Source organism: Mycoplasma sp. ATU-Cv-703 (genome assembly GCA_004011965.1).
Lineage (GTDB): Bacteria > Bacillota_I > Bacilli_A > Mycoplasmatales > Metamycoplasmataceae > RYZV01.
The window spans coordinates 466,204-492,573 of the sequence record RYZV01000001.1; the positions used below are offsets into that span (position 1 = coordinate 466,204).

At 44.1% G+C, this 26,370-nt stretch carries 30 protein-coding genes and 1 tRNA gene; 15 read left to right on the forward strand and 16 right to left on the reverse strand.

Annotation, left to right across the window (positions count from 1 at the left end; genetic code table 4):
- The first annotated feature begins 25 nt into the window (after positions 1–25).
- On the forward strand, positions 26–1,213 hold the full coding sequence (locus CSE00_RS02095) for a phosphopentomutase (protein WP_127942930.1): 1,188 nt from the start codon (positions 26–28) through the stop codon (positions 1,211–1,213).
- On the opposite strand, the gene CSE00_RS02100 is transcribed toward CSE00_RS02095, so the two are convergent.
- The 11 genes from CSE00_RS02100 to rsmD all read right to left on the reverse strand — a co-directional run bounded on the left by CSE00_RS02100 (position 1,172) and on the right by rsmD (position 9,820).
- Positions 1,172–1,984 (reverse strand): alpha/beta fold hydrolase, encoded by an 813-nt coding sequence (locus CSE00_RS02100; protein WP_127942931.1) that lies wholly within the window; start codon positions 1,982–1,984, stop codon positions 1,172–1,174. The genes CSE00_RS02095 and CSE00_RS02100 overlap by 42 nt on opposite strands.
- A gap of 23 nt (positions 1,985–2,007) precedes the next feature.
- Positions 2,008–2,094 (reverse strand) — tRNA-Leu (locus CSE00_RS02105).
- Positions 2,095–2,110: 16 nt separating this feature from the next.
- Positions 2,111–3,670 (reverse strand): methionine--tRNA ligase, encoded by a 1,560-nt coding sequence (gene metG / locus CSE00_RS02110; protein WP_127942932.1) that lies wholly within the window; start codon positions 3,668–3,670, stop codon positions 2,111–2,113.
- Positions 3,663–4,442 carry a tRNA1(Val) (adenine(37)-N6)-methyltransferase gene (locus tag CSE00_RS02115; RefSeq protein ID WP_127942933.1) on the reverse strand — a complete coding sequence of 260 codons (780 nt, stop codon included), beginning with the start codon at positions 4,440–4,442 and terminating at the stop codon, positions 3,663–3,665. The genes metG and CSE00_RS02115 overlap by 8 nt, the downstream gene beginning before the upstream one ends.
- An 18-nt stretch (positions 4,443–4,460) precedes the next feature.
- Positions 4,461–5,453, reverse strand: a complete 993-nt coding sequence (locus CSE00_RS02120; RefSeq protein ID WP_127942934.1) for a hypothetical protein — start codon at positions 5,451–5,453, stop codon at positions 4,461–4,463.
- Between the two features lie 2 nt (positions 5,454–5,455).
- On the reverse strand, positions 5,456–6,109 hold the full coding sequence (locus CSE00_RS02125; protein WP_127942935.1) for a ribulose-phosphate 3-epimerase: 654 nt from the start codon (positions 6,107–6,109) through the stop codon (positions 5,456–5,458).
- A gap of 3 nt (positions 6,110–6,112) precedes the next feature.
- Entirely contained in the window at positions 6,113–6,937 is an 825-nt protein-coding gene (rsgA, locus tag CSE00_RS02130; protein ID WP_127942936.1) for a ribosome small subunit-dependent GTPase A, read from the reverse strand.
- 7 nt (positions 6,938–6,944) lie between these two features.
- Positions 6,945–7,910, reverse strand: coding sequence for a serine/threonine-protein kinase (locus tag CSE00_RS02135; RefSeq protein WP_127942937.1), 966 nt, complete (start codon positions 7,908–7,910; stop codon positions 6,945–6,947).
- A complete protein-coding gene (locus CSE00_RS02140; RefSeq protein WP_127942938.1) occupies positions 7,904–8,653 on the reverse strand; it encodes a protein phosphatase 2C domain-containing protein in 750 nt (249 codons plus the stop codon). The genes CSE00_RS02135 and CSE00_RS02140 overlap by 7 nt, the downstream gene beginning before the upstream one ends.
- Positions 8,653–9,216: a guanylate kinase gene (gene gmk, locus CSE00_RS02145; protein ID WP_127942939.1), complete on the reverse strand. Its 564-nt coding sequence runs from the start codon at positions 9,214–9,216 to the stop codon at positions 8,653–8,655. The genes CSE00_RS02140 and gmk overlap by 1 nt, the downstream gene beginning before the upstream one ends.
- Positions 9,217–9,271: 55 nt before the next feature.
- A complete protein-coding gene (gene rsmD, locus CSE00_RS02150) occupies positions 9,272–9,820 on the reverse strand; it encodes a 16S rRNA (guanine(966)-N(2))-methyltransferase RsmD (RefSeq protein WP_127942940.1) in 549 nt (182 codons plus the stop codon).
- 33 nt (positions 9,821–9,853) lie between these two features.
- Between rsmD and def the strand changes: the two genes are divergently transcribed.
- Both def and CSE00_RS02160 read left to right on the forward strand, forming a co-directional pair.
- Positions 9,854–10,393 (forward strand): peptide deformylase, encoded by a 540-nt coding sequence (gene def, locus CSE00_RS02155; protein WP_127942941.1) that lies wholly within the window; start codon positions 9,854–9,856, stop codon positions 10,391–10,393.
- A gap of 118 nt (positions 10,394–10,511) precedes the next feature.
- Complete coding sequence (locus CSE00_RS02160) at positions 10,512–12,305, forward strand: ribonuclease J (protein WP_127942942.1); 1,794 nt, start codon at positions 10,512–10,514, stop codon at positions 12,303–12,305.
- Here CSE00_RS02160 and CSE00_RS02165 read toward each other — a convergent pair.
- Positions 12,286–12,642 carry a hypothetical protein gene (locus CSE00_RS02165; RefSeq protein ID WP_127942943.1) on the reverse strand — a complete coding sequence of 119 codons (357 nt, stop codon included), beginning with the start codon at positions 12,640–12,642 and terminating at the stop codon, positions 12,286–12,288. The two genes, CSE00_RS02160 and CSE00_RS02165, sit on opposite strands and share 20 nt — an antisense overlap.
- A gap of 86 nt (positions 12,643–12,728) precedes the next feature.
- Entirely contained in the window at positions 12,729–14,546 is a 1,818-nt protein-coding gene (gene dnaK, locus CSE00_RS02170) for a molecular chaperone DnaK (RefSeq protein WP_127942944.1), read from the reverse strand.
- Positions 14,547–14,728: 182 nt separating this feature from the next.
- Between dnaK and CSE00_RS02175 the strand changes: the two genes are divergently transcribed.
- Positions 14,729–15,445: an RNA methyltransferase gene (locus CSE00_RS02175; protein ID WP_127942945.1), complete on the forward strand. Its 717-nt coding sequence runs from the start codon at positions 14,729–14,731 to the stop codon at positions 15,443–15,445.
- On the opposite strand, the gene CSE00_RS02180 is transcribed toward CSE00_RS02175, so the two are convergent.
- On the reverse strand, positions 15,414–16,385 hold the full coding sequence (locus CSE00_RS02180) for an HAD family hydrolase (RefSeq protein ID WP_127942946.1): 972 nt from the start codon (positions 16,383–16,385) through the stop codon (positions 15,414–15,416). The two genes, CSE00_RS02175 and CSE00_RS02180, sit on opposite strands and share 32 nt — an antisense overlap.
- Before the next feature lie 175 nt (positions 16,386–16,560).
- Here CSE00_RS02180 and rplU point away from each other — a divergent pair, with 175 nt between their 5' ends.
- The 3 genes from rplU to plsY all read left to right on the forward strand — a co-directional run bounded on the left by rplU (position 16,561) and on the right by plsY (position 17,904).
- A complete protein-coding gene (gene rplU, locus CSE00_RS02185) occupies positions 16,561–16,896 on the forward strand; it encodes a 50S ribosomal protein L21 (RefSeq protein ID WP_127942947.1) in 336 nt (111 codons plus the stop codon).
- Positions 16,883–17,143, forward strand: coding sequence for a 50S ribosomal protein L27 (rpmA, locus tag CSE00_RS02190; RefSeq protein ID WP_127942948.1), 261 nt, complete (start codon positions 16,883–16,885; stop codon positions 17,141–17,143). Before rplU ends, rpmA begins: the two co-directional genes overlap by 14 nt.
- Before the next feature lie 71 nt (positions 17,144–17,214).
- The gene (gene plsY, locus CSE00_RS02195) at positions 17,215–17,904 is read left to right on the forward strand and encodes a glycerol-3-phosphate 1-O-acyltransferase PlsY (RefSeq protein WP_127942949.1); all 690 of its coding nucleotides are present in this window, start codon (positions 17,215–17,217) and stop codon (positions 17,902–17,904) included.
- Here the strand turns inward: plsY and CSE00_RS02200 are convergent.
- A complete protein-coding gene (locus tag CSE00_RS02200; RefSeq protein ID WP_127942950.1) occupies positions 17,901–18,644 on the reverse strand; it encodes a hypothetical protein in 744 nt (247 codons plus the stop codon). The genes plsY and CSE00_RS02200 overlap by 4 nt on opposite strands.
- Before the next feature lie 74 nt (positions 18,645–18,718).
- Here CSE00_RS02200 and CSE00_RS02205 point away from each other — a divergent pair, with 74 nt between their 5' ends.
- The 8 genes from CSE00_RS02205 (at position 18,719) to CSE00_RS02240 (ending at position 25,581) form a co-directional block, all read left to right on the forward strand.
- Positions 18,719–19,195 (forward strand): hypothetical protein, encoded by a 477-nt coding sequence (locus CSE00_RS02205; RefSeq protein ID WP_127942951.1) that lies wholly within the window; start codon positions 18,719–18,721, stop codon positions 19,193–19,195.
- Between the two features lie 103 nt (positions 19,196–19,298).
- Positions 19,299–19,916, forward strand: coding sequence for a 50S ribosomal protein L11 (gene rplK / locus CSE00_RS02210; RefSeq protein WP_127942952.1), 618 nt, complete (start codon positions 19,299–19,301; stop codon positions 19,914–19,916).
- 2 nt (positions 19,917–19,918) lie between these two features.
- Positions 19,919–20,608, forward strand: a complete 690-nt coding sequence (gene rplA / locus CSE00_RS02215) for a 50S ribosomal protein L1 (protein WP_127942953.1) — start codon at positions 19,919–19,921, stop codon at positions 20,606–20,608.
- 75 nt (positions 20,609–20,683) lie between these two features.
- On the forward strand, positions 20,684–21,610 hold the full coding sequence (locus tag CSE00_RS02220; protein ID WP_127942954.1) for a Rho termination factor N-terminal domain-containing protein: 927 nt from the start codon (positions 20,684–20,686) through the stop codon (positions 21,608–21,610).
- A 117-nt stretch (positions 21,611–21,727) separates the two neighbouring features.
- Positions 21,728–22,147, forward strand: a complete 420-nt coding sequence (gene rpsL / locus CSE00_RS02225; RefSeq protein WP_127942955.1) for a 30S ribosomal protein S12 — start codon at positions 21,728–21,730, stop codon at positions 22,145–22,147.
- A gap of 11 nt (positions 22,148–22,158) precedes the next feature.
- A complete protein-coding gene (gene rpsG, locus CSE00_RS02230) occupies positions 22,159–22,629 on the forward strand; it encodes a 30S ribosomal protein S7 (protein WP_127942956.1) in 471 nt (156 codons plus the stop codon).
- Positions 22,630–22,644: 15 nt separating this feature from the next.
- On the forward strand, positions 22,645–24,744 hold the full coding sequence (gene fusA, locus CSE00_RS02235) for an elongation factor G (protein WP_127942957.1): 2,100 nt from the start codon (positions 22,645–22,647) through the stop codon (positions 24,742–24,744).
- Positions 24,745–24,789: 45 nt separating this feature from the next.
- Positions 24,790–25,581 (forward strand): hypothetical protein, encoded by a 792-nt coding sequence (locus tag CSE00_RS02240; protein WP_127942958.1) that lies wholly within the window; start codon positions 24,790–24,792, stop codon positions 25,579–25,581.
- Here the strand turns inward: CSE00_RS02240 and CSE00_RS02245 are convergent.
- The gene (locus CSE00_RS02245; protein WP_161565543.1) at positions 25,578–26,309 is read right to left on the reverse strand and encodes a phosphotransferase; all 732 of its coding nucleotides are present in this window, start codon (positions 26,307–26,309) and stop codon (positions 25,578–25,580) included. The two genes, CSE00_RS02240 and CSE00_RS02245, sit on opposite strands and share 4 nt — an antisense overlap.
- Positions 26,310–26,370 lie beyond the last annotated feature (61 nt).

Below are 26,370 nucleotides of genomic sequence, written 5' to 3' on the forward strand. Positions count from 1 at the left end.
CAGCCTTTACCTATAATAATTCTATATGAAAAAGTACGGCCGAGTTTTTATGATTGTAACTGATTCGTTAGGGATCGGCGCCGACCGACGTGCCCATAAATGGGGTGACCAAGGTTCAAACACTTTTCAGTGCGCTGCCAACACCCAAAAACTGGTTTTGCCAAACTGGGTTAGTTTAGGAATTGGTCAATTAGTTAACTTGCCTGGTCAAGCTAAATCTGCGCCTCCCCGAGCTTACGTGGCTAAAGTTGAGGAAATTTCTAACGCCAAAGACACATTAGCGGGTCATTGGGAAATGATGGGGATTGAAACGAAAAGACCTTTTCCCGTTTTTACTCAGACTGGTTTTCCGCCCGATTTAATCGCCGCTTTAGAATCGGCTTGGCAACGAAAAATTGTCGGTAACAAAGCTGCGTCAGGTACAACGATTATTGATGAGCTCGCTGACCAAGAAATTAACCACCAAAAAGTAATCGTTTACACATCGGCTGATTCGGTTTTACAAATTTGTGGTCACGAAGAGACGATGGGTCTCAAAAAACTTTACCAAATGGCCAAGATTGCTCGGCAAATTTGCTCTTCCCGTCCCGAGTGAAATGTGGGACGTATTATTGCTAGGCCTTACGTTGGAGAGCCCGGTCACTACCGCAGAACTGCTAACCGCCACGACTACGCGCTTAAACCGCCTAGTCCTACTTTGCTAGACCGCCTACAAAAAGCGGGAGTCAAAGTGATTGGCGTGGGCAAAATTAGCGATATTTTTGACGGACAAGGAATTAGTCAATCTTTCCGGAGCAAGTCCGACGCAGATGGAATGGACATTACCATTCAGCTCACAAAAACGGCAGGGCCTAACAGTTTCATTTTTGTCAACTTGGTTGACTTTGACTCCAAGTACGGTCACCGCCGCGATGCGCTTGGCTACGCCGAAAACCTGAATCTTTTTGACCAAAAGCTCGGTCAGTTAATTGCTCATCTTCAAGCCGATGATTTATTAATCATTACTTCAGACCACGGCACCGATCCTTGTTTTCAAGGCAGCGACCACACAAGCGAATTTTTGCCGCTGACTGTTTACGCTCATAACTTTAGCTCCCAACCCAGAGTTTTAGAGCCGTTTGTTAGTTTAGCAAGCGTGGGCAATTTAGTTGCCAAAAATTTTCAAGTTGAACTAAGCTCAATCGGGCAAGACAGGAGTCACGAAATTACCTAGTTCTAGATTTTTAACTAACTGGCTCAGTCAAGCACTAATTAGCTCAGGTTTATCTTTAATCGGATTGTGGTAGGCACCTGGAACGACAAGCGCCTCTTTTTGAAGTTTCTCTTTGACGTAACTCACAAAGCAAGCTTTTTCAACCACGTAATCCCATTCGCCGATTAGGAAAAAAGCTGGTTTTTTCAGCGACTGACGGTAGTGCTGGTCTAATTCTTTTGCTAGGTAATCTTGGTTAAGCAAGTTGTTTTCAATGATGTGTTGATACCGCGCCCGGTGAATGAAAATTTCTTCCATCTCAGGATGAGTGCTGATGTACTTAGCTAACTCTTGTCCTTGCTCAACTGCGGATCCGGCAAAAGTTTTTGATAATTGGCGGTAACTTTGGGAATTAATTACGCCAGGCTGGACAGTTGCTAAGTAGATTAGCGCTTCAACTTTCTCGTGCTGTGAGAGCGCACTAATGGTCAAGCCGGCTAACGAGTGACCGAGTAAAATCACTTTTTTAAAGGGGCAAACAAAGTCCAAAAAAGTTTTTAGGTAAGCTTTAAAAAGCTGAATTGTTAACTGAGTTGATGCGTAAGGTAGGTGGGGACTGCCGGGCAAATCCAAAGCGACTAAGTTAAAATCGCGAGCCAAGTTTTCTAACGGCAGACCAAGGTCGCTGGACGAATGATAACCGTGAACCAATAAAACCGTTTTTTGAGCTTGGTTATCAAGCACTCGGTAGGAAAAATCAAAGCCTTGGGAATGTGTAACAACTAGTTTCACCTAACTTTACCTCTTTAAAAAAATGGTGCCCATAACTAGACTCGAACTAGCACGGTATTATAACCTGGGGATTTTAAGTCCCCTGCGTCTACCATTTCCGCCATATGGGCTTCGGGAAAAAGCCACTTAATTATAAACAGACTTACTTACGAAGCGCTCAAATAAATGGCCGCTTTTTTTAATGTTAATTTGACCAAGCGTCTCCCAGTCGCTGACCCACTTTTGGTCCCACTTTTTTAGCCCCAAGTAACTTAAGAGTTTACTCATAGCAGTTGGCATCGCGACTTTGAGCATTAAACCGCTCGTATAGATGCCGTGGCAGATAAGACTGATGACTTTGGCAAAACGGTGCGCGTCGCTAATTTGCCAAGGCGCTTGGGCGTCGATGTAAGCGTTTAGTTTTTTGTTTAGAAGGTGGACTTGACTAAGCGCGCGAGCAACGTGGCACGCGGCAAAGTGACTTTCGTACTCAGCGTAAGTATCTTTAATGGTTTGGGTTAACTTTTTCTCGTCGCTAGTTCACTCGCTGTCCTTGGTCAGTTCAATTTTTCCGCCGCATTTTTTAAGCGCCAAAGCCAAAGTGCGACTGACTAAATTACCAAAAGCGTTAACCAGTTCGCTGTTATAAACTTCGACCAAGTGACCTTCATCAAAGACATGGTCATTTTCTACGTCAAACTTGGTTGTCAAGTAGTACTTAACCACTTCGGGGCTGAATTTTTCTAAAAGCTTGTAGGGCGAAACCACGTTGCCTTTTGACTTGGACATTTTGCCCGTTTTGGTGGTAATTCAACCGTGGGCTAAAATTTGCGTGGGTAAAGGTAGGTCGAGACACTTAAGCAAAATTGGTCAGTAAATGGCGTGAAAACGACTAATTTCTTTGCCTATCACGTGGATAATTTTTCCCTCTGAACGCCAGAATTTTGGGAAGTTAGTGGCGCTTTTATCAAGATAACCTAGACTAGTCAAATAACCTAAAAGAGCATCGACTCAAACGTAAATTGTTTCCGAGCTTTTTGGAGCGGTTGGCACTCCCCAACTTAAATTTTGCCGAGTGATTGATAAATCGTGCAAACCGGGCTGGACGAAGTTGTTGTTCAGCTCGCGGTAAACCTTAGGCGGGAAAATTAGCCTTTGCTGTTCCGGGAAAGTTTTTTCCCACCAGTTTTGGTAATGGCTCACTTTCAAAAAGTGACTAGGCTCTTGTAGTTCAACTAACTCGTGACCCGACTGCGGATGGTAGTATTTGCCGTCTTTAGTTTTGGCCTGGCTAGGCAAAAAGTATTCTTCGTCAGCGACCGAATAAAGACCGCGGTAACTGGCGGGGTAAACGTTTTTTTGGGCGATAAGTTTGGCAAAAACCTTTTGGACTTTAGTTACGTGCTCAACGTTAGTTGTGCGGACAAAAAAGTCGTAATCAATCGCCAAATCCTGCCAAAGTTTTTTAAAATTCTGACTCATTTTATCTACGTAAGTTTGGGGACTAACTTGGTTTTGCTCGGCGCTTTGGGCGATTTTTTGGCCGTGTTCGTCAGCGCCAGTCACAAAAAAAGTCTCGTAGCCCCGATCCTTAAAATAATTACGAATGACCCAGGCCAAACTCGCGCTGTAAGCGTGACCAATGTGAAGTTCACCCGAGGGGTAAAAAAGTGGAGTGCTAACGTAAAGAGTTGGTTTTTTAGCCACGGTTATCTTTCTGATTGGCTGGGATCGGAGTGTAAAGCGCGACGACTTCCCGCCGGTAAGAGTTGTCGTTTAGATCGTCGTGATGGAGGTAAAGATTAGGTAAAAAGTGAGTTCCTCAGTTTGCTTGGTAGCGTCCTTCCACGAGTACTAAGTTAGATTTTTGGAAAGTGCGCGGATGAATGAACTGAACTCTTTTAACTTCAAAACCGTTTTGGCGCATTAAATGGCAAACGTCAACAAAACGCTCGGTGGCAATCACGAGCGCCAAGTAAGCGTTTTTTTTCAGCAAGGCACTGGCACCGCGGATAATTTCTTCCAAAGTAATTTTGACTTCGTGAGTGGCAATCAGTTTGCTGGGCGAAGTTTTACCCAAATTGGTTGTGCCTTTTTTGTAAAAGGGTGGGTTGACCACGACTGAGTCGTAGAGCTGTTCTGGGTCTGCTTTGTAAGTTTGGAAGTAATCGTTAAAGTCGCCTTCAATTAAAGTGATTTGGGACTGCTTTTGGTTGAGTTCAACGTTTTGCCGGGCAATTTCGATCGCCTCGGGCTGAATTTCTATAGCGTCAACGTGAATTTTGGCACTGCGTGAAACTAGAAATATCGCTAGCGCGGCGTTATTAGTGCCGATTTCCAAAACTTTTTTAGTGCTGGCGCTCAGCGTGGCAAAGTTACCGAGCAAAATCGTGTCAACCGAGTAATTAAACATTTGTTTGTCTTGGTAAACAAAGAGCGATTGGTCGTAGCCGAGCGAGTTTTTAACGATCTTTTTCATGGACAAACCAATCATAGACTAGATAGTTTCTATTTGGTACTTTTCCCGGATGTGACGCGCTTCGCTGGAAATGACTCCGCCTTGGACTTCGGCAATGTGACCTTTACCAAGCAATGCCATGGCTAGTCGGGGTAAGTTAAAACGAATTTCCAAAACTTTGTAACTTTGGCGAACAAGACTTTCGTAAAAAGGGTTAGTTAAAAACTGCTCTTGCCCAGATAGAGTTAACTGGTCTTTTAATTGCTGACCGTTACTAGTCAAAGCGATCGTGGCCACTTTAATGGTTAGTGCATTAACCCTGTCACGCAAAATGATTTCGTAGTGGTTGCGTAAATCGTATAAATTGGGCGGTACATTTTGGTGAATGTGGCCGGAGAACATCCTTAAACCTGAGGCTTCTAATATGTAAGCGTCGCTTTCTAGCACAAACTCAATTTCGCGATTATCAAAAGACTCATTAGGCAGTTCGTTTTCCATCATTTGACTAGTGACAAAATTAGCGCTCGGCGGGTAAATATTTTTGATTTGCCAACGTTTTCAAACTTCTTTGGCCAGTTCAAAAATGATTTGGTAAATTTGTTGGGCCTGGGCGCGCGCTAGTTTTACTTCGTCTTCATCAGCGCCAATTTTTGTTTGAAAAATAATCTCGTGCCGAGTGATGGTGTCGCTCGGAGTTTCGGGTACATCGCGCCAAATGCTCTGCGATTCGGTTCAAAGCCCTTCGCCCACTCCCAGGTCAAGTCTTTCGATCATGGCTCTAATTCAGTTTGTCGGGGTGAGCAGTAAAGTACAGACGCGGTACTCGTCAATCGCGTCAAACGAAATAGGTCGGGTTAGACTTGGTAGTCGCACTTCTAAAAGCGAGTCTTGCTCTAGGAAAGGAGGCGCACTCACGTAGGTGAAGCGGTAAATTTTTTTGATTTGCCAAATAACTTGCTCACGCAACCAGGCCAAGGCGGCAATTGTGTTTTTGAGACTAATTTCTGGGGTGTAAGTTGTGTTGAATTTCATAGTTATTTTTTTTGACCAAGCACCTTTTGGATAGTTTCACTTTTTAAGTTTTTGAGCAGGTAACTTCCGACTACGATTTGATTAAGACCGGTTTTAACTAGTCTTGGACCAATCTGGTCATTAACTCCTCCGTCCACTTGAATTTTGCACTTGTGTCCGCTGGCTTGGATTAGTTTTTGAACTTGAGCGATTTTTTCGTAAGTCTCAGGAATAAACGATTGTCCGCCTTGACCAGCTTGGACCGACATAATCACCACGTGGTTTAAATATCCTAGGTAAGGTCTTAAAGACACAACAGGAGTGCGAGGGTTAATCGCTATGCCCAGTCGAATGTGCTTGTTTTTGACTAAAATCTTGACGGCTTTTCGGGCTGACACAGCTTCGATGTGAAAACTAATTTGGTCAGCGTAAGGAGCGATTTTTTGAATTTGTCGCTCAGGACGCCGGGTCATTAAGTGCACGTCCACAAAGTGTTTAGGACTAGCATTAACAAGTCTACTAAGCTCGTCAACGGGCAAAGTTTTTTGGGCTACGAACTTACCATCCATCACGTCGTAGTGGATCGCTTTGACTCCTAGTTTGAGCGCTCGTTTGATCGTCCAAAGACGATCGGGCGCATCAAGAATTGAAAGGTGTAAGTTAGTTTTGGAAGGCATTTTTTAAATTTGGTTCAGTAATTTAAGGTAGTTTTCGTACCTTGACAAACTAATTATTCCATTTTTAACAGCCTTTTTAACGGCGCAGTCTTGTTCGTGTTGGTGAAGGCAACTACGTCCGAACGAGCATTTAGAACTAAGAGCATGAAAATCGTGGTAAGCGTGGGCAAGTTGAGTTTTTGACAGGCCAAGTTCAATCGTTTCAAAACCAGGCGTGTCAACTAGTTTGCCGCCTAAGAAATCAACCATCTCAATTACGCGCGTCGTTTGCTTGCCGCGTCGCGTGCGAGTGGAAATTTCGCCCGTCGGTAAGTCCAGTTTGGCAAGTTTATTAATTAGTGTTGATTTGCCTACTCCGCTTCGCCCAATCGCTACATTGATTTGCCCGGCAAACTTAGCTCGGAGCGGCAAAATGGTTTTGAGGTCAAGAGTGTTAACCGGAAAAACTTGGTAGCCCTCCCGAGCGTAAAAAAGTCACGGACTTGGATCGGCTAAATCTGTTTTGGTAAAAACTAGCACCGGGTTAATGCCCTTTGCTTCCACAATTGCTAAGTTTTTATCAAGCCAGAAAGTTGAAAAGACCGGGTCAAAAACCGATGTTACTAACAAAACTTGGTCCACGTTAGCCACCTCGGGTCGGGTCAGTTGGTTTTTGCGAGGGTAAATTTGGGTGATGAGTTGTTCGGGCTTAAACTCAACGTAATCACCAACCCAAGGACTTTGCTGCTCGTGGCGGAGTTTACCCGATCCGCGCACTCGGTAAATTTGACCTGACTCGGTCTCAAGGTCATAAAATCCAGCGATTACTTTTCGAACTAGTCCGCGCATCAAGCCCCTATTTAACCACGATTAAGACGATCACAATCGCTATGAGAAGGGCGATGACCGTCAGTCCGACCACTAGTCAAAAAGCCGAGGAATTAATTTTTTCAATTCACGTTTTGCGTAACTTATCGCCTAGTTGGTAAACTGGTTCATAAAGTCTTTTATCGCTCAGGCAAGTGTCAAGATCTTCGTAAAGATTGTAAGCTGTTGAATAACGATGGTGCGGTTTTTTAGCGGTTGCTCGAATGACGATGTTAGCCACGGCCTGGGGAATGTTTTTAAAAATTTTGTTGACGTGAGGAACAGTTGAAGTTTGGTGTTTGCGAGCGGTGTCAATCCCCGTCTTTTCTTTAAATGGTACGTCTCCAATCAGCATTTCGTAGAGCAAAATGCCTAGGGCGTAAATGTCGGTTTGGGCGTTGGCTTCTTCTTTTTCAAGCAGTTCTGGTGCTAAGTATTGAACCGAACCGATGATGTTGTCAGTTTGGGTAACCCGGTCAGTTTCATCGTGAAGAGCGATGCCAAGGTCGATGATTTTAACTTGCCCGTGGTCGGTAATCATGATGTTAGAAGCTTTGATATCGCGGTGAATAATTCCAACTTGGTGCATTTCGTGAAGTCCGAGCGCAATTTGCTTGGCAAATTCCACCGCTTCATCAACCGTTAAATTACCGCGCCTTCCAATGTACTCTTTTAAAATGCTTCCGTCAATGTATTCCATCGCGATGTACTGGACTTGGTCGTTTCAGGCGTAATCAAAAGCCGCCACGACGTAAGGCGAACGGATCGCTTTAATCGCTTGAATTTCAGAGCGAAAACGACGTTGGTTGCGGTGAGAATCTTTGTTATCTGGTCGAAGCAGTTTAATCGCTACGATCCGACCGGTGGTTTTTTCAATCGCGCGGTAAATTTTAGCCATTCCGCCTTGACCCACTTCGCCACTAAAAACGTATTTTTTCTTTAAAGCTTCTAACATTGATTTTCCTCGTTTAAACAAACAATGATACCGGTTAAGTTATCAGAAGATTTGCCCATGATCGCTTTTTTGACCATTTCGTTTAGTTTCTCATCCAGCGAAGATTTTTTAGCCAAAATCATTTCAAACTTAGGTTTGGGTAAGTAGTCGTGAATGCCGTCGGTTGTCAAGATGACGTAAGTGGCTTTTTTGCTGAGCGGAATGTGGAACCATTCAACGTGAGTTTTTTTCGTCGGTCCAAGCGCGTTAGTGAGCGCCATCGCTCCCAAAGTCATCGCGGCTTGTTCCTCGGTGTATTTGTAATGCTCAATGTAATAATTCCGGATGTTGTGGTCCTTGGTAATTTGACTCAGCAGACCGTCGTAAAGGTAAACGCGCGAATCACCCACGTTGTAAACAAATAGCTCTTGCCCGATTTTGATTGCTCCTGCGACAGTCGTTCCCATGTCAAAAAGTTTTGCGTCGCGCTTAGCAAACTTAATCATCGCTTTGCGAGCTTTGTTAATCGCTTCTTCAAACCATTTAACTAGCGAATCGGCGTTAACTTTGCGCGGGAAGTTGTAAGTAAATTCTTTGTCAAACACATCAATCGTAATGGCAGCCGCCGTTTCTCCGCCTTCGTGCCCGCCCATACCGTCGCAAATGATTGCAAAAGTAACGCTATGGTTTTGAAAAACGGCTCCCCGGTCTTGGTTTTGGCGCCTTACTACGCCGATATCAGTTTTAATCGCTCACTTTGGCATTACTTGGCCTGCACTATCTTTTTAATTTTAGCGACAACTTTGTCTAAATCGTCGTTAACGATCACATGTTCAAAAAGTTTGCTATCGGCAATTTCCTTGTTGTAGCGAACAAGTCGTTCTTTGAGTTGCACTTCGCTTTCAGTTGCTCGTTCGCGAATTCTTCTCTCTAACTCAGCCACCGAAGGCGGCATGATGAAAATCGTCACTAATCGGTAATTGTGAGTTTGGCTGTTAATAATTTGTTTAGCGCCTTCCACGTCAATTTCCAAAAAGGGCACGTAACCCAGTTTACTAATCCGCTCAAGTTCACTTTTCAATGTCCCGTATTTATGAAAAAAGTGCTGATTTCATTCAAAAAACTCGTTTTTTTTGACTTTTTCGTTAAATTCCTTTTCGCTTAAAAAATAGTAGTGGCGTCCCTGGGTTTCGCCTAAACGAGGAGGTCGAGTCGTAGCCGAGCAAGAAAACATCAGTTTTAAATCTGGGTCAGCAAAAAGTTTGGCTTCAATCGTCGCCTTGCCAACTCCGGAAGGACCAGCAAAGATAATTAATTTCCTGTCCATATCACCACATTATATATTTTGTAATTGTTAGGTCGCTAATTCAAGTTTTTAAGCGCTAAAGGTTGTAAGTCAAAAAAAGCAAATTAGTTTTTTGGTAGCGCTTAACTTTTCATTTCACCAGTTGCTTAGGAACGTTTACCAGGTCAAGCTCGTTAGTTTGGACTACGATCAGACCTTGGGAGTTAAGTAAGTTGTTTTTGATAATCGCTTTTAAAATTTCGTTTAGCAGGTCAACTTTTTGATAGGGCGGATCTAAAAAAATCAGGTCAAAGCGTACTCCCGAAACAAGACTTACGTAGTTTAGAGCGTCGCGAAGGTAAAAGTCAAAGTTTCGGACTCCAATTTTTTCCGCGTTTTCTTGGAGCACTTGAAAGGCGCGCGCATCTTTTTCAAGCGCAATCGCTTTGCTAGCTCCGCGCGAGAGCGCTTCGATCGCCAGCGAACCCGAGCCGGCAAAAGCGTCTAACACAACGCTGCCTGGCAACCACTCGCTTATGATGGAAAAAAGTGCCTCTTTGACCGCGTCGCGCATCGGCCGAGTCGTTTTCTGATCGGGCAAGCGCAACCGCTGACCGCGGTATTTGCCGGCGATGACTCTCAGCATAACCCCATCATAACACCGTGATAGAATAGGTGTGTGAAAATCATCCTTCTCCCTAACAAAAAACTGCGATCGGTTTCAGCCAAAGTTAAATTGCCGCTCAGCGAGGCCGACCAAAAGTTAGCTGAGCAAATGATTCACTACGTTGATAGTTCGCAAAAAAAAGATAGTTCACTTCGCGAAGGCATCGGGATTGCGGCTGTTCAAATGGGCCATTTGAAAAGAATGTTTTACGTCAATGTGCCGCCTGGCGAATTTCACCGCGGACTGCGGGAGTTTTTAATTAACCCCGAAATAACCGCCTATTCGCCCAGTTACGCCGCGCTTGAACAAGGTGAGGGATGTTTGTCAGTTGACCCTGAGCGCGATGACCAGGCCGGGTTAGTTCACCGCCGTTTTAAAGTCGTAATTCAAGGCTACTCCTACTTAAATCAAAAAAAAGTCACTCACCATTTAACCGGCGTTTTGGCAATCGTGTTCCAACACGAAATGGATCATTTGGATGGCAAACTTTACTTAGATCGGATCGACTACCGCCAGCGTTTTAAGCCCCGGGAAAACGAAGTTATCTTTTAGCTGGTTAGCCCAAATTGGCCCGTCGGTCAAAAAAAGGATTTTGCTATAATAACCACAAGTAAAACGTTAAACACTTGAGCGGACTAATTAATTCTGGTCCAGCGACAGGAGAGGCAAGATGTATTCAACCAAGTTTTTTGCTTTGGGCGGTATGCAAGAAATCGGCAAGGCAATGTTAGTCGTGGAGTACCGCGATGAGATCGCAATTATGGACGCCGGCATTCGTTTCACTAACAGCATGGAAACGGGTGTTTCGGGCATTATCCCCGATTACACTTATCTCAAAGAGAACGCTTCTAAAATTGTCGGTCTTTTCATTACCCACGGACACGAAGACCACATTGGCGGCGTGCCCTACTTACTTCAGCAAGTTGACTTAAAAAGAATTTACGGCTCAGGCGTGGCAATTGCTTTTATGCGTAAGCGGCTTGATAACATGAAAATTAAAACTAAGGTCGAATTCATTGAGTACGAGCGCGACTCCGTTTACCGTTTTAAACACATGGAAGTTGATGTTTGGACGGCGCAACACTCGATTCCCGAGGCTTACGGCGTGCGGGTAAAAACGCCCGACGGAGCCATAATGGACACGGGTGATTTTCGCTTTGACTACTCTCCGATCGGTAACTTAACCGATTTTACTAAGTTGCGGCAAATGGGTGACGAAGGTCTTGATATTTTGATTTCTGATTCTACCAACTCAATGCTGCCCGAGCATTCTCCAACCGAGCAAAACATTATGCGGGACTTGGAGCGTAACATTGCAAGCGCCCGCGGCAAAGTGATTTTCACCACTTTTGCCTCCAACATGAACAGGGTCAAAGTTGGCATTGACTTAGCTGTTAAACACAAGCGAAAAGTTTGCGTTTTTGGTAGATCGATGATTAACGGGATGGAAATTGCTAAACGTTTTAAATTCATTGACGTTCCCGAGGAAGTTTTCGTGGACAAAAAAGAAATTGACAAAATCCCTGACGAAAAACTGTTCATTTTGTCAACCGGTTCACAAGGTGAAGAAATGGCTGCGCTTTGGCAAATGGCTTCCGGACGCCACCAGTATGTCAAACTCAAAAATAAAGACGTGGTAATTTTTTCCTCTTCACCCATTCCTGGCAACCGGGTTAAGGTTGAACTTTTAATTAATCAACTTTACAAAGTCGGTGCTGAAGCGCGTGAAAACCGTGTGGATGGACTTTTGCACATTTCGGGCCACGCCTATAAAGACGAACACAAAACTATTTTTAACGTCACAAGACCAAAGTATTTCATCCCTTACCACGGGTTTTACCGTCAGTCGGCCGTCCATGGTCAAACTGCTTACGAGTGCGGCGTTCCGCGCGAAAACATTTTTTTAATTGAAAACGGCCAAGTGGTTGAACTGAAAAAGGGTGTGGTTCGTCTCACAAAACTGCGAATTCCCCACGGCCCCATTTACATCGATTCAACCATTGCTAAAGCTGAAACTTTGGAAATTATTGATGTGCGTGAAAAGTTGGCCCAAAACGGTTTTGTCAACATTATTGCCATGGTTGACCGCGCTAAACGAGAAATCATTGGTAAAACAAGAGTCATTTCTCGCGGAGCTCTTTACGTGCAAGAGTCGCGCGAAGAAATTACCACGATCCAACGTTTAGCCCACGGCGCAATTCTTTACACGATTAAAAACAACCCGAATTGAACCCGCAAAAACGTGGTGGATTTAGTTGTTTCAAGAATTGGTCCCTTTTTCTACAAACATAAACGCCGGAATCCGATGGTGGTCGTTTCGCTTTTAGAAAAAAAAGTCAGCGATCCACGTCGCCAACAAAAAGCGACTTCCAACCAAACTGCTCACCATCAAAAAGATCACCGACGGCACCACAACTACCGCCGACCGCACGTTAAAAGAGCAGTTAATCCAGGATCTGGTTAGCCAAACGTCGAGCCGAGTTACCGACAATTAAAGTTAGGCCACCTGAGTTGGCAAAAACTCCCGATACGCCGGGTAATTTTTTAATTTTTTCGGTTTGCACCAAACGTCTTTCTTTCACAAAAATTTTCACCTTGGTGTGGGTGAACTCAGCACCGACTAGATTTTCTAGTCCGCCCAATAGTCTTCTTAACTCATCCACGTCTACGCTGATTTTTTCGCTAGTGGAAAGTTTTTGGTTGACTGGTTGATGAGCAGCACGCCAATAGACCACGGCCGGAAAAATGCCGAGCGTAATAATTGAGAGAAAAATAAAAATAACTTTGTCTTTGGTGCTCATGGATGTTTTTCTTAATTATAAAACTGTTTTAAGTTTGGTAAGAAAAACCGCTTACCTTCTAGGGTAAGCGGCTGGACAAGCAAGACTTATTTTTTGGGTTGTCCGTCTTTGGTATCATCGGTTTTTGGTTTTTCAGGCTCGTCCACTTCAATCGGATCAGTGTCTTTTTTCTTACTTGCGCTAGCAGCTTGGGCAAAGGCTTGAGCCATCTGATTGATTTCGTCAAGTTTTTTCTTGAGTTTATCAATTTCGTTTTTCTCAAGCATTTCTTTAAGTTCTTTAATTTCAGCGGTAGTTTTTTCTTTTTGTTTAGCGTCAATTTTGTCGCCGCTTTCTTTGAGTCCTTTTTCCAACTGGTTTATGAGCGATTCGGCTGAGACGCGCGTTTCAATTTCTTCTTTGCGTTTAGCGTCAGCTTCGCGGTTTTCTTCCGCTTCTTTTACCATTTTGTTAATTTCTTCTTCGCTGAGAGAAGTGTTGTTTTCAATCGTAATTGACTGCTCTTTGTTAGTTTTTTTGTCTTTGGCAGTTACTTTTAAAATTCCGTTAGCGTCAATGGAAAAAGCGACTTCAATTTGCGGCATTCCCTTAGGAGCCGGTTCAATTCCGGCTAAGTTGAATTGACCAAGCGATTTATTATCTATCGCCATCGATCTTTCTCCTTGCACAACGTGGATCGTTACTTCGGGTTGGTTGTCAGCCGCGGTTGAAAAGATTTGACTTTTGGACACAGGGATGGTTGTGTTACGGGTGATTAAAGGCGTTGCCACACCGCCCATCGTTTCAATTCCCAAAGTCAGCGGCGTAACATCTAAAAGCAAAATATCGTCAATTTCACCCGCTAAAACTCCGCCTTGGACAGCTGCGCCCAGCGCGACTACTTCGTCGGGGTTAATCGAGATGTTTGGCTTTTTGCCCGTTACTTTCGCCACCATCGCCTGAACGGCTGGGATGCGAGTTGACCCTCCCACGAGCAGAACCTCGTCTAGGTCGCTCGCTTTTAACTTAGCTTCTTTGAGCGCGTCTTCAATCGGTTGACGAGTTTTTTCAACTAGATGCTCAGTTAATTTTTCAAATTTTGAACGAGTTAGTTCAGCCTCAACGTTAAGAGGTCCTTCATCTAGCATGGCTAGGAAAGGTAAAGTAATCGTGGTGCTGGACTGACCTGAGAGTTCAATTTTAGCTTTTTCAGCCGCGTCTTTAAGACGTTGCATCGCCATTTTGTCTTGCGACGGATCGTGTTTGTGCTCTTTTTTAATTTTTTCAACTAGCCATTTAACGATTTCGTTATCCCAGTCGTCTCCTCCGAGACGGTTATCTCCGGAAGTGGAAAGAACTTCGAAAGTTCCGTCGGCCAAATCTAGAACCGACACGTCAAAAGTTCCTCCACCTAAGTCATAAACAAGCAACTTTTGCTCCTTGTTTTTTCTTTCCAAACCGTAAGCAAGCGCCGCTGCGGTTGGTTCGTTAATAATTCGTTCCACTTTGAGACCGGCAATTTTTCCGGCGTTTTTAGTCGCCTCACGTTCGGCGTTGTTAAAGTGGGCGGGAACGGTGATAACAGCCTTTTCCACTTTAGAGCCGAGTTTTTTTTCGGCGTAATCTTTCAAATAACCAAGAATCATCGCCGAAATTTCTTCGGGCTTATATTCGCGGTTATTGGCCTTAATGGTTTGTTCAGTTCCCATTAAACGTTTGACAGAAGCGACCGTGTTAGGGTTAGTTTCAATTTGACGTTTAGCCACTTCGCCAACGATGATTTCTCCGTTTTTAAAAGAGACTACCGAGGGCGTTGTGCGTTTGCCGTTTGGGTTTTCAATTACGCGTGGTTCTTTTGCATCAACAATCGCTACAACCGAGTTAGTCGTACCAAGGTCAATGCCAATAATTCTTTCTTTTGCCATACTTCTTTCGTCCTTCCATTAATACTCTTAGTTAATGTTTTCAACGCTTAGTATAACACACTTTTTAGCACTCTCATACAAATAGTGCTAATTTTTTAAAATTGACTTTTTAAGTCAAACGCGAGCGATCTTTTGACTTAACGTTTGGTGAGACAAACCCAGTTAAGGTCTAAAATTAAAACGTGAAAAATTTTGCTTCCCATCGGATCAGTTTTAAAAAATTAGCCCAGTTAAAACTAACTAAGCACCAACGCGCTGGGAAGTTATTTTTAATTGAAGGTCCGCACTTAGTTGACGAGGCTCGCCAAGCTGGTTTGCTTGTTCAGGCTTACAGCGTTGACGGGCGTCCGGGGACGACTTTGGCGAGTTTAAAAACGCTCCAAAGACTAAGCACGACTAAAAGCGCAGCGCCAGTCGTGGGCCTTTGCGTTAAACCAACCGAGCGACGTCTTGGCCAGCGCGTGTTAGTTTTACACCAGCTCCAAGATCCAGGCAACGTCGGAACGCTAATTCGCAGCGCCTTGGCCTTTGGCTTTGATTCGGTCATCGTGATCGGTTTAAGCGTGTTTAATCCTAAGGTGCTCCGAGCTAGCCAAGGAGCCATCTTTCACATTAATGTAGTTGAAAAAAAGACTTGGCCAACTGGTCTTTGCGCTTCACACACTTGCTGAGCCGCCGTTAGTCAAGGACAAGGTGCTCGAGATATTTATCAAGTTAAACCGCGATCTCCCTGAGCGCTCATCTTGGGTAACGAAGGCAGCGGCCTACCGACTCAAATTACTAATTTAGCCCAAGGCAAAATTTGGGTACCAGTCAATTTTGAATCACTCAACGTAGCTAGTGCCGGAGCGATTATTATGAGTCATTTTAATCGGGGTGGATTTGGTGAAAAGGGTTAAGCTCGTGCCGAGCGCTGTATTTTTTAGTTCTAACCCGGCGTAAATTTTCCACAAACTTACCGTCTTGGTCGGCTAAGAATAGTTCCAAAAATTCTGCTACACCGCCCTCTTTGTGACTTTTGCTCGTAATTCAAGTCGCAAAACTTTTAATGTCGTCCGAAGCGTTAGCCATTGCGACCGAAATTTCAGTCGTTAAAAACATCGGAATGTCGTTGTAACCGTCTCCGATCGAAATCGTTTGGTAAACGGGCACTTTGTAATATCGTGAGATGAGCGACACGGCTTTGGATTTAGTGGCACCTAATCTTGTCATGTCAATCACCGGCGTTAGTCCGTCGCCTTTTGACCAAGATGAGAATTCAACCAGGTCGCCAAAACGGCGTTTTAAATAGTCAAGCAGTTTTCGAATGTCAACGTTTTGGTTAGTGTCAACAATCACACCCGTTGGCTTGAGCGGCAGTTTGTGAAAATCTAAACCAACGTGAAACTTGGGCGCACTTGAAAAGCCAAACACGTTTTCTAAGTGAGGATCACGTTTTTGCAGTTGAACTCAGCCTGGCCCTTCAAAAGCAACGTTTCGGGTCGCTTTTTGCAACTCTTCGTCACCGAGTATGTACATCACATCGTTAAGGTTTAAGTTGGTGATGTAAGGTTGGAAGTTGTAATCTGAAGGGTTGTGAATGTGAGCGCCGTTGTAGTTAGAAACCACGGTGTCGAGCTTAAGTTTTCTGTAAATTTCGGCCGTTGAACGCCAAGGACGCCCCGTGGTTATGCAAACGATGTGACCGCGCTTAATCATTTGTTCAACCGCTTTAACGTCGGATGGGTTAAGATGACCAGTCGTGGAATCTTGTAAAAAAGTACCGTCTAAGTCAATGAAAATTAGCCAGCGCTTTTCGGTGTTAGTCGCTTGACTGACCTTAGTGGGTTTATTTTTCATTCTTTCCCCATTTTAGCACAAGCCAATCTAGGCGAGTTGGGAGCGGCTAACTTAGGAAAAATTGGGTTTAAAATTACATAAAAGTGAGTATAATTGCGGAGAACATTGACCGAGTGATTAACGGCTAGTCGGTTAACTCTTGGTTTTGACGACACAGAAAAAGGAACAGCGGAAAATGTTTGCAGTTATTCAAACCGGAACTCAGCAAATTTTGGTTAAAGTTGACCAAACGATTTTTATCGAGAAAATTCCGGGTCAGCCGGGCGACAAAGTCACCTTTGACCAAGTTTTAGCTTTGCCAGAGCAAGTAAAACCGGACGAGTTAAAAAACATCAAGGTCCAAGGCGTGATTGAAAAACAGTCTAAACAGTCCAAAATCGTAGTTTACCGTCACAACGCCAAGTCAACTCACAAGCGCAAACTCGGCCACCGTCAACCTTACACGCGTGTCAAAATTACCGCGATTGAGGGTCTTAAATCGCCTAAGGAGTCAACTGATGTCAAAAGTTAAAGCGGGCGGAAGTTCCAAAAATAACCGGGAGTCGCACAGTAAAAGACTGGGCGCAAAACTTTCTGATGGTCAGTTTGCTCACGCCGGCGCGATTATTTACCGCCAGCGCGGCACTAAAATTCACCCTGGACTGAACGTGGGCCGAGGAGGCGACGACACACTTTTTGCCAAAACTAACGGCGTGGTTAAGTTTGAAGTTCGTCGCAACCGCAAGTGAGCCGTGGTTATTCCGAGCGAAACCAATTAATTTATAATTAGTTTAAATTGTGCTTTAGTTAGTGAACTAGCGCTGTTAAACTAGGTCACTAGTAGGAAACTATGTTGGGATGAGATCTAGTTGCCACGTTAATTTTAATGCTGATCGGTTATTTGATCGGTTCGGTTAACTTTGCGATTATTTTCGCGCGTCTTTTTAAAAGGGAAGACATTCGCAAAAAAGGGTCGGGCAACGCCGGGGCGACTAATATCCGGCGTAATTACGGTCTTAGCGCCGGGCGTCTAACGGGCGTTTTTGACGTTTTTAAAATTTTGTTAGCGCTTTCAATCGCCTGGATTTTAAAAGTCCGGGCACCTTTTTTTGCCGGTGCTTTTGTGCCAGTTGTCGGGATCGCCACCATTTTAGGCCACGTTTTTCCGGTTTACTTCCGCTTTAAAGGCGGCAAGGGCGTGGCTTGTCTTTTCGGTTTCTTGTCTTTTTACCAGTGGTGACTGGCGCCGTTTGGTTTACTCATTTTTGTTTTGATCATTAAAAAAACCCGCGTTGTTTCGCTTGGTTCAATTATTGCACCTGGAATTTGAATCTTAATCGGCTCAATTTGTTATTTTGCCTTTGACTGAGCTAATTTTAAAGTTGTCTGGGACATGCCCATCGCTCACCTTTCACTTTGGTGACAAAACGCGCTTTGTTTTTTAGCGGCTCATTTACTAGTGGTAGCGATGCATTACCAAAACATTCAGCGGATTATCCGCGGACAAGAAAGAAAGTTGCCGCCGCGTAAAAAAGTCTAGACAAATATTTCGTCCATTTGGCGGGCTTGGATGTTTTGGAGTTTGTACCAAGCAAACGCCAGTCCGACAAAAGACAAAATTGTCACTAAGGCCAACGTAATCGAGATGAGTAGCGAGTAAGCGACTGGCAACTTTAAGTTGAAAACATTGAGAAAGTTAAGGAAAGCATAAACGGCCACGTTGCCTTGGGTTGCCGCGTAAAGTCCGATCGTAAAGGCCATGTAAAAAAGCGGTATTACCATCGTTACGGTTAGACTTTTACGCCACTCAAGTTTTAAGTTTGGGGTTGCTCCCGGAGTGACAGCGAACCACCAAATTCCGACCAAAACCACGATTAAATGCTCATGGATCAGTGTGAAATCAAAGTAGGCTGATTGTCCCCATTTCACCATCGGAGCAATGAAAAGGAAAAAGACGATTCCCGTTACGCTCAAATAAACCATCACCGCGGTTTTTCAGTAGGAATTGATTTTGACGTGTCCGATCCAACTGAGCGCCAAAGTTACCACGAAAATAAAGTTGGTGATAATTGTAAAGTAGACAAACTGACTACCAAAAGCTCCAAAAATATCCCGCACATTGAGCGACTGCAAGGCGTCTATTTCGTCAGATGTTAAGTCAAGACTGACATGAGGTCAGTGAGTTACGCTTCGAAATGTTTCAATGATTCTAATTGCTACCAGCGCCAAGGCTACTAGCGCATGGATTGTCCTAGTGATGTGTTTGTTAAATCTGTACATGCATTTATTATATGGCAAGGCCTGGTTTCTCGGGAGCGTCAAATCGTTTTGTTATAATTTAAACTAGGTTCTAAATGCGTCATTTTCCGCTGATGTGGGTCTTTCGTCGGAAAGTTCACTACCACGATAAAAAGGTTGTTTTAAGTGAACTCTTACTTTCGGGACTGCTCTTGGTGGCCCTAGTTATCACATTTGACGTTTTACTAATCATTGATAAAAACTACATCTTTAACTACACCAGCCCCACGCAACGCCACCTTTCGCTCGTCGGTTTAGTCTTGGCGATTCTAATTATTAGCGTTGAAGCATGAGACATTTTAATTGCTCTCGCCTGACTAATTAAACTGCGCACAACGCTTTACAGTCGTGTTGTCCTAATCATTTTGATTTTGGCCACTTCACTATCGATGGTTTTTTGGTCGCTTGTAATCGTGACGGGCCAGTACGAACGTTTCATTCTCTTTAAGAATTTGTCGCTGCTAATGCTTGGCGCTTCGGTGGCGCTGACCTCTTACATGCTTTGGCGAATTCTCCACGATGTCTACGTTTAACTTTGTTATACTTACTGAGCAAATTAAATTTGCTTAACATTTTTAACTAGCGAGTGGAAGGACTTTAATCAGTCCGCTTGACCACACAGAGAAAGGAAACCTCGTGGCTAGAGTCAAAGAAGTCGTCCGAGTGGCAAAACTTCAGTTTAACGCCGGACAAGCTAAACCAGGACCAGAGCTTGCTGGTCTGGGCATCGTTATGCCCGAATTTACCAAGCAGTTTAACGACGCAACGCGAGCTAGAGGCGATGAACCTGTACCGGTTGAAATCACCGTCTACCGCGATAAGTCGTTTGACTTTAAACTTTTTACCGCGCCTGCTTCTTACAAAATTATGCAAAGCGCCAAAATTGAAAAAGGTTCACCCAACTCCAAAACTCAAAAAGTTGGGACGATTTTGAAAGAGCAACTTCGGCAAATTGCCGAGTACAAATTGCCTGATCTTAACACTAACGACTTGGAAGCAGCGATGCGAATTATCGCCGGAACAGCTCGCAACATGGGCGTTTTAATTGAGGGCGTTGACAACATTGAGGCCGAATTAGAAGCCGCTAAGGAAGCGGCCAAAGAGGCTGATTGAGCAGCTAAGAAAGAGGCTCAACTTGAAGAAGATCTGCAGCAAGCAACTCAGTCTAAGGATCAGCCAATTGAAGTAAGCGCGATTAAGCAGCAAGACAAGGAGACTGACGAAGAAACTGACCAAAGCAAGGAGGAGAAATAAACATGGCACGCAAATCAAAAAAACTCATCTTAGCCTGATCAAAAGTAGACCGCAAAAAACACTATCCTCTTGCCGAGGCGATTAAGTTGGCCCAGGAAACTTCCTACTCTAAGTTTGACGGATCAATTGATTTAGCTTTTAATCTCAATCTTGATGTTCGTCAAGCCGATCAACAGTTGCGCGGATCGGTCGCTTTGCCTAACCCAACTGGTAAAAATGTGCGCGTTTTAGTGATTAGCGACGACACTAACGTCCAGGAGCTCGCTCGTCTTAACGGAGCTGATGAGGTCGCTAACCAGAATGACGCCAAAGCGATTTTGTCCAAAGAAAAATTTGATTTTGACATCATTGTCACCGACCCCAAAACAATGCCGTTTTTAGCTAAGTACGGGAAAGTGTTAGGACCCCGGGGACTAATGCCTAACCCCAAAACCGGCACCGTCACTCCGAACGTAGACCGGGCTGTCGGGGAAGTTAAAAAGGGTAAAGCTAATTACCGAACCGATAAAACTGGCATTGTTCACACATCAATTGGGAAAGTTTCGCTTGATTCCCAACATTTAATTCAAAATGCAGAAACAGTCGTCGCTGCCATTAAGCGCGTTCGTCCTGCGGCAGTTAAAGGCGCTTACATCAAAAATTTAACCGTCTCAGCTTCGATGGGACCCGCGATTAAAGTCGAATTAGTTTAGAGGGTAGTTTAATAATTTTTGACGCAAATTGTGTTAAAATTGTGGTAGAAAATTTGCCAGGGGGAAACTAGGTTGATGAGACAGCAACAGTTGATGGGGATCGGTAATTTTAACAATGTTCCTCGTCCCAAGGATTTGTGAAAGAACGAAAAAAATCGTTACCGACACTGGATTATTTTGTTCGGAATCGGTTTTTTGGTAATTTTAGCGATCCATTTAACTGGCACAATTTTGAACATTTTAGACCGTGATTCCATCGTCAACAATTTAGAGCAACTTTTTCGCGAAAGTTATCCTCACCAAGCTGACAATGTTTACTCAGAGCTAGCTAACCGCAAATTCACGATTGATTATTTGACATTGCCAATCGTTTTGATTTCCGTCATTTTAGTCGGTCTCACGCTTTACTTAATTACCGTCACGCGCTCTTACCGCCGTCACTCTTTTTCTTACATTTCCACTTTGTCAATTTACATAATTGGCGGCGGGGCTTTGATGGCCTTTGTCCAAGTGATCATGATGCTTTTGCGAATTCGATCTGTTTTTGACACGGCAGGCTCAATTTTCCAGTTTGTTAACTTCTTTGTCGTGATCGGAGTCTGGTGCACTTGCGCGGTCAAAGTTAACGCCATTCGTAAACAATTCAGTTTTTCCGAGTATGTGGAACGTCTACGTCATGACGAGCGCTTTATTCAGTGGCAGCAGCAAATGGAACAAGCGGTTCGCGAAGGACGAGGAATTAATCCCTTAGCTCCTTTTGCGCCCTCAGTTGACCAGCCTGTAACCACTAATCTCAAAGAGCCAACTGCTCCAGCGCCCAAGGCAACCAAACCAGCAGTTAATCAAACCGAGGAACCCAAAAACTTACGGGCTTCCCGTCTCAAAACTCTCAAGGTTGATGAGCTACGCGAAATTGCTAAAAAGCTTTCCATTTTCGGCTCCGAAACAATGAACAAAGAAGAACTTGTGAGTCACATTTTGCGCGTGACATCGGGTCGCTAGAAAATCGTCCCAAAACCGGTTAGTTAAACCGGTTAGGCAATTTTTTGATACACGGGGTTAGTTGTTGTATAATCAGCAGTACTCATTTGACTTGATCGGAAAAAAGAAAGGAATTTAATGCCGACAATTAACCAATTAGTTACTTTTGGTCGCGAGCGAAAAAAGAAGAAAGGCAAAGCGCCTACGCTCGGTTACGGCTATAACTCGTTGCAAAAAAGAGTGACCCGCAACCCGTCACCTTTTAAACGCGGAGTTTGCACTAGGGTCGGGACTATGACGCCCAAAAAGCCCAACTCGGCGCTGCGTAAGTACGCCCGTGTCAAACTTTCCAACGGAATCGAAGTAACGGCTTACATTCCTGGTGAGGGTCACAACTTGCAGGAGCACTCGGTCGTTTTAATTAGAGGCGGAAGAGTTAAGGATTTGCCCGGAGTTCGTTACACGATTGTGCGAGGAACCCAAGACACAGCCGGAGTTAACAAACGAAAACAAGGTCGCTCACGCTACGGCACTAAAAAACCGAAAGATAAGAAGTAGGGAGGAGAAATATGTCACGAAAAAACCGCGCTCCAGTCCGATCAGTCTTACCAGACTTAGTTTTTAATTCAAAAGTGATTACAAAGTTAATCAACACGATTATGAAAAAAGGTAAGAAAGTTTTGGCGCAGAAAGTTCTTTACCGCTCGTTTGATTTAGTCAAGGAAAAAACCAACCAAGACCCGATGGAAGTCTTTAAAAAGGCAATTGAAAACATCACTCCTCAACTTGAAGTGCGCACTCGCCGAATTGGTGGAGCTAACTACCAAGTGCCAGTTGAAGTAACCGAACGTCGGAAAATGGCTTTATCGCTGCGCTGGCTAGTTAAGTACGCCGTTTTGCGCTCGGAAAAAACGATTGAAGTCAAACTTGCTAACGAAATTATTGACGCTTCCAAAGGAGTCGGAGGAGCCGTCAAGAAAAAAGACGAAAGCCACCGCATGGCCGAAGCTAACCGCGCTTTTGCCCACTACCGCTGGTAAAAATAGGAAACTGACATGGCTAGAAAATATCCCATTCAAGATTATCGCAACATTGGTATCATGGCTCACATTGACGCCGGTAAAACAACCACAACCGAACGGATTCTTTTCCACACCGGTAAAATTCACAAAATTGGTGAGACCCACACGGGTGAATCACAAATGGACTGAATGGAACAGGAACAAGAACGTGGTATCACGATTACTTCGGCGGCTACGACAGCCTTTTGAAAAGACAAACGCGTTAACATCATCGACACCCCTGGTCACGTGGACTTCACCGTTGAAGTCGAACGTTCTTTGCGGGTACTCGACGGAGCCATCGCTGTTTTAGATGCTCAGTCTGGTGTTGAACCCCAAACTGAAACTGTTTGACGTCAAGCCACCGACTACCGGGTGCCGCGACTAGTTTTTGTTAATAAGATGGACAAAACTGGTGCCGATTTCCTTTTGGCGGTTGACTCGGTCAAAAAACGTCTCAACGGCAACGCGGTTCCGATCCAACTTAACATGGGCGTGGAAAATGACTTTAAAGGTGTGATTGACTTAGTGGCGATGCGCGCTTATGAGTTTAGCGGCGACGCTGAAGAAAAGGGTTACGATAATCCGCTTGAAATTCCGGCCGACCTTCTTTCGCAAGCCGAAGAATTGCGGCAAAAATTAATCGAAGCGGTCGCCGATTTTGACGAAAGTTTGCTCGTCAAAGTTTTAGAAGGTCAAAAAATCGAGGAGAAAGAACTTAAGTCCGCGATTCGAGCAGCAACTTTAACGGGCGATTTTTACCCGGTAGTTTGTGGCAGTGCCTTTAAAAACAAAGGGATTAAACCGCTTTTAGACGCCGTAATTGATTACTTGCCTTCACCAGTTGACATTCCTCCGGCCAAAGGTCATGACGAACAGGGCAACGAAGTGATTTGCAAAGCGAGCGATGATGAGAATTTCGTGGCGCTTGCCTTTAAAATCATGTCTGACCCTTACGTTGGTTCGCTGACTTTCTTCCGTGTTTACTCAGGAGTGCTAAAAAAAGGTACTTACATTTTTAACACTACTAAAGACGAGAAAGAACGAATGGGTCGCATCTTGCAAATGCACGCCAACAACCGCGAGGAAATTGACGAGGTTTACGCGGGCGACATTGCGGCCGCGGTTGGTCTAAAGTCAACTACCACGGGTGACACGCTCGTGTCTGACAAAGGACCGAAAGTAATTTTGGAGAAAATGAATTTTCCCGAACCAGTTATTTCGCTCGCCTTAGAGCCAACTTCCAAAGCTGCGACGGAAAAACTTTCCCTTGGTCTACAAAAACTAGCTAACGAGGATCCGACTTTTAAAACTTACACCGACCATGAAACTGGTCAAACTATTATCGCCGGCATGGGTGAACTCCACTTGGAAATTATCGTTGACCGACTAAAAAGAGAGCACGGGGTTGAAGCTAACGTTGGTAAACCGCAAGTTTCTTACCGGGAAACGATTACTAAAACTGCTGACGTGGAAGGTAAACACATTAAACAGTCGGGTGGTCGCGGACAATACGGTCACGTTTGGTTTAAGTTTGAACCAAATCCTGACGGCGGTTTTGTTTTTGTTGACAAAATTGTGGGCGGTAAAATTCCTAAGGAATACATTAAAGCGATTGAAGCTGGACTAAAAGCCAAGATGGAAAGTGGTGTTTTAGCTGGCTATCCTCTAATTGACTTAAAGGCGACTCTTTTTGACGGATCTTACCACGAGGTTGACTCTTCTGAAATGGCTTACAAAATCGCCGCTTCAAAAGCTCTGACAAACGGTAAAGACGCGATTGGTTTAGTTTTATTAGAACCGATCATGGATGTTTCAGTCGTTGTGCCCGAAGCTTACTTTGGGGACGTGATGGGCGACATTTCCCGTCGTCGCGGTCAAGTGCGCGAAAACGAACTTCGTTCAGATGGTGTGCAAATCATTAAAGCGCACGTGCCGCTCGCAGAAATGTTTGGTTATGCGACCGATTTACGCTCAATGACAGCCGGTCGGGGAACTTACCAAATGTACTTTGACCATTACGAAAAAGTGCCGGCTAACATTTCCCAAGAAATCGTTAAAAAAAGAAATTTCGAACATAAGTCAGCTAGTTAGATTTAGGTTCTGTGCGTGGTATAATCGTTTCAAAAAGGATAACCTATGAAACTATTTAGTCAAATCAAAACTCATCCGACGACCGAAGTTGCTCTGTTAACCCGCGTTTTCACTTGGGTCGCCGTTTCGTTTGGTCTTATTTGCTTAGTCGCGGTCAGCGCGGCGTTAGTTGTTGACGCGACTGGCGTTTTGAAAGATCTTGGTCGCTACAACTTTGAGGTTTACTCAATGTTCCGGGCAACTTCGTCCGCTATGAGAAGGCTATTTTACCTCATGATCTCTTCCAACGTTTTGATCATGGTTTCGTTTATTCTCTCGTTAATTTGGCTTTTTAACTGGCAACGCGCTTCCCAGAAAATGATCTACTCGGTTTACTTTCTTTACATTTTGAGTACGGGGTTAGGTTTTGGAGTCTTTTTTGCTTTGTTAAGAGCAATTGAACTGGTCGCTATTTTTGGTGTCAGCACCTTAATTTTTGGTGCGATGGCTTTAGTTGGTTGGTACGCTAAAGATTTGAGCAAACTAAGACCTTTCATCATAACCGCCGCCGTTCTCTACTTTGTTTTCGCGATGGTTGAAGTTGTGCTTTACATGATGGGAATTTTTTCGGACACAATTTACCTAATTGTAACTTTGCTCTTAACCTTCTTTGTCCTAGCTAACTCGGCTTACCAAATTTGGGTTTTGCGTCGCACATCGGAGTTTTACCGCGACACGCTAGCTTACCAAAGCGACTTTGCTTTTCGTTTTATCGCATTCATGAGTTTTCAAATTTTAGTTTCCTACGTCACGCTTTTAATGACGGTTTTGCGTTGGTATTTGTACATACGAAACTAGCGTTTGTTGGTGTCAAGGTAATTTTTAATTCAGTCCACTTCAAAAGGAATTTCTGGTTGAGCGTAAGCTCAAAGCAGCGTTAAGTAGTGGCAAAACCGCTGGTAGCGTTTGAGAATTAAAGGCTCAACCACGCGATCAGCGTTTTTTTCGTAAGCGGTTAAAAAAACTTCGCTTTGCGCTGGACTTAACCGGGCTGATTCGATTCAAAAAGCTAAGTCAAAGTAAAAGTCTCCAAGCGTGGCGTATTCCCAGTCGACTAACCAAAGTTTACCCTTAGCATCTCGAAGCACATTCTCGGGTCAAACGTCGTTATGCGAGGGGTAGACATTTTTCATTTTGGCTAGGAGACTGATCATTTCACGGTAGTAGTTTTCAATTTGCGGTACCCGCAAATTTTTGTTGTGGATAATTTTGAGGTAAGTGTGAAGTCGACGTCGCAAGTTGTTAGGCGGAAATTTCAGTTGGCTCTGGTGAATTTGGGCCAGCATCTTTGCGACTTTGGTAAGTTCTAAATCGCTTGGATCGTGTAAATGCTCAGTTTTACCCAAGTACTGCCAAACGCTTTTTTCGGAATCATCTTGCTTTAAACGCGGCACGAAAGCAAACTGCTGAGTCAGCGAGTAGTCAATTCGGTGGTTAAACTGGTTGGTGTTTTTCAAAACAACGAAGTTATTTTTCTCAACGTACTTATCGTTAGTGTGACCAACTGCGATTTTTATTTTTGCCATGGCAGTTTCCATTATAAAAAAATCCCTGGCCTAGGTTCAATTTTAGTTGGCGTTATAATGT